Annotated in this window: 2 protein-coding genes; one reads left to right on the top strand and one right to left on the bottom strand. The window is 69.5% G+C overall.

From position 1 onward, the window contains the following. Positions 1-52: 52 nt before the first annotated feature. Positions 53-919 (bottom strand): AraC family transcriptional regulator, encoded by an 867-nt coding sequence (locus tag IE083_RS15370; protein WP_189354914.1) that lies wholly within the window; start codon positions 917-919, stop codon positions 53-55. Between the two features lie 325 nt (positions 920-1,244). Between IE083_RS15370 and IE083_RS15365 the strand changes: the two genes are divergently transcribed. Then, positions 1,245-3,205, top strand: a 1,961-nt coding sequence (locus tag IE083_RS15365; protein WP_189354913.1) for a type VI secretion system Vgr family protein, incomplete at its 3' end; no start/stop codon positions are given.

Genomic DNA, 3,205 nt, shown 5'->3' with positions numbered 1-3,205 from the left:
GGCCCTGCGTTTCACTATTCCGCCTTCGGGCAGGCCCAAGTCCGACAGGCTGCTAGGCGCGCACCTGCTTCTGGTAGCGCGCCGGGGTCACGCCGTAGCGGCGCACGAAGGCGCGCGTCAGGTGCGCCTGATCGGCCAGCCCGGTGGCGGCGGCCACCTGCGCCGGCGCGACGCCGGTCGCCAGCAGCTGCTTGGCCTCGAACAGACGCAGCGCCATCAGCATCTGCTGCGGCGTGACGTGGTATTGCGCCTGGAAACGGCGCAGGAAATGAAAGGGACTGAGGCCGGCCACCGCCGCCAGCTGCGGCAGCGTCAGTTTTTCGGCGAGGTTGGCGCGCAGGTAGTCCAGCACCGGCGCGAAGCGGTGCGCCGCCTCGGCGGGCGCAGGCTGCGGCACCCGCGCATGGCGGCGGAACTCGGCCAGCAGCCGGAACAGCAGGCTGTCGAAGGCCAGCGGCTCGTGCGCCTGCCACAGCGCGGCCAGCAGCTGGCTGACGCGCTGCGCGGCGGCGACATCGTGGCGCACCGCCTCGTCGAACCACCAGCCGTCCTCGCCGCTGACCCGCGCCAGCACCGCCGGATCGAGATACAGCATGCGGTAGCGCCAGCCGTGCGCGGTCTCGGCGCGGCCGGTGTGCAGCTCGTCCGGGTTCATCAGCACGATGGAACCGGGCGGTGCCAGGTGCTCGCCGCCGCCGTAGCGAAAGCGCTCCACCCCGGCCTCGATCGCGCCCAGCCCGAACGCCTGGTGGGTGTGCGGCTCGAAGGCGTGACGCACGATATGGGCGCGGTACAGCTCCACCCCCGGCGCCGGCAGGCAGAACTCGGCACGGTCGGTGGTGTGCTCGAACACCTCCGGCACCCCGGCCAGCTGCAGCGGCGGGGTGGCGGTGGTGACGGAAACGGCGGCAACAGTCATGGCGGGGATGGCGGGTCGGCGGTCACGGGCGGCAAGCACAGAGTATGCACCCCGCGCCGTGATCACGGAAGGCTGCCGCTCAGTCGCGCGGCAGCTGCAGCCAGCCCTGCAGCGACGGCCGCTGCCACTGTCGCCGCGCGTAATCGGCCAGCCGCGCCGTTCTGGTTTGGTGAGCTGGCTGTGGTGGCTATCCGCCGCTAAGCGAGCAATTGCAGATTTGCTCCTGATATTCAGATGCGGTAGCTAATAGATCGCACCCCCACAAAGACAAATAAATAATTTTTTGGCATAATCCGGCGCTTTGTCCCGCTCCGGAGCCGCTGCCATGAATCTCCCCGACCTGCTTGCCAGCTTCGCCTCCGCCTTCAACCAGGACCAGCGTCTGCTCACCCTGCAACTGGGTGATGGCCAGCGCTGGGGCGAGGCGCTGCTCCCGCTGAGCCTGAGCGGCGACGAGGCGCTGGCCGGCGATTACCGCTTCCGCGTCGAGTGCCTGTCCGCCAGTGACAGCATCGAGCTGAAGTCGCTGCTGGGCCTGCCGGTACGCCTCGGCATCGCCGGCGCCGATGGCAGCGAGAGCCTGCGCTGCGGCGTGGTCAGCGCCGCCGAGACGCTGGGCAGCGACGGCGGCTTTGCCAAGTATGCGTTGACCGTCGAGCCGCCGTTCGCGCTGCTGCGTCTGCGCCAGACCTCGCGGGTGTTCCAGGACCTGAGCGTCGACGCCATCGTGCGCCAGCTCTTCGCCGAGCTCGCGGCCGCCAACCCGCTGTTCGCCGCGGTACAGGGCCTGGACTTCGCGCTGGCCGGCCCGCTACCCAACCGCAGCTACTGCCTGCAGTACCGCGAATCCGACCACGATTTCGTCTGCCGCCTGTTGCGCGAGGAAGGCCTCTCCTGGCGCTACGAGCACCTGGACGGGGACACGCCACAGGTCAAGCTGCTCGCCTTCGACGACCCGTATTCACTGCCTGCGGCCAACGTTGAGCGGGTACGCTTCCACCGCAGCGATGCGACGGAAGAAGAGGATGGCTTGACGCGCTGGGACGGCGCGCGACAGATCGTGACCGGCAGCGTGGCGTTGGCGACTTACGACTACCAGCCGGTGGCCACCGGCCACAGCGGCGACGAGACTGCCGTCGAGCAGGGTCTCGATGGCGCCCGCCTGCAATCCAGCCTGCAGCACTACGACGCCCCCGGCGCCTACTACGCCAGCGACGCCGAACAGCTCAGCCACTACGCGCGGCTGCGGCAGCTGGCGCACGACGCGCAGGTGAAACAGTTCAGCGGCGGCGGCGCGGTGCGCGGCCTCACCGCCGGTCAGTGGTTCCGCCTCGACGCGCACCCGGCGCACGACGGCGACGCCACCGAGCAGCGCGAGTTCGTGGTCACCCGCCAGACGTTGACCGTCCGCAACAACCTGCCGACCGAGCTGGCCCGTAGCCTGCCCGCGGCGTTGCGGCCAACCTTGGCTGCAGAGACTGAAGCGCCGTTCCGCAGCGACTTCGACGCCCAGCGTCGTGGCCTGCCGCTCACCCCGGCCTATGCCGACTCCAGCCACGCCAAACCCAGCGCGCGCGGCTCGCAGACCGCCACCGTGGTCGGCCCCGCCAACGAAGAAGTCCACACCGACGCCCACGGCCGCATCAAGGTGCAGTTCCACTGGCAGCGGCCGGACGAACACCCGGACAGCGGCGCCAACCTCGACGAACGCTCCAGCTGCTGGCTGCGGGTGGCGATGCCCAGCGCCGGCGCCGGCTGGGGCCACCAGTTCATCCCGCGCCTCGGCCAGGAAGTGCTGGTCGACTTTATCGAAGGCGATATCGACCGCCCGGTGATTACCGGCGTGCTGTACAACGGCAGCCACCCGACACCGGCGTTCAGCGGCGCCGGCAGCCTGCCCGGCAACCAGACGCTGTCCGGCATCAAATCCAAGGAACACCACGGCGGGCAGTACAACGAACTGCTGTTCGACGACACCCCGGGCGAAGTACGCGCCAAGCTGTCATCCGAGCACGGCAAGACCCAGCTGAACCAGGGCTACCTCGCCCACCCGCGGCAAGACGGCAAAGCGCAAGCGCGCGGCGACGGCTTCGAACTCAGGACCGACCGCCACGGCGCCATCCGCGCCGGCCATGGCCTGCTGCTGACTACCGAAGCACAGCCCGGCGCCGGCGGCAAACAACTGGCCCGCGACGGCGCGCAGAGCCAGCTCGACGCCGCACTGAGCCGAGGGTGTGCAGAATTTTGTGTAAACGGACCATTGGCGGGAAACTGCCAAATTGTCCG

Origin of the sequence: Vogesella fluminis (genome assembly GCF_014652335.1) — a bacterium.
GTDB classification, from domain to species: Bacteria; Pseudomonadota; Gammaproteobacteria; order Burkholderiales; family Chromobacteriaceae; genus Vogesella; species Vogesella fluminis.
This window is presented reverse-complemented; position numbering and strand designations above follow the sequence as displayed.

Bases quoted from the DNA above. Each gene is read 5' to 3' on its own strand.
- IE083_RS15370 (WP_189354914.1), bottom strand. From the start codon at position 919: ATGACTGTTGCCGCCGTTTCCGTCACCACCGCCACCCCGCCGCTGCAG.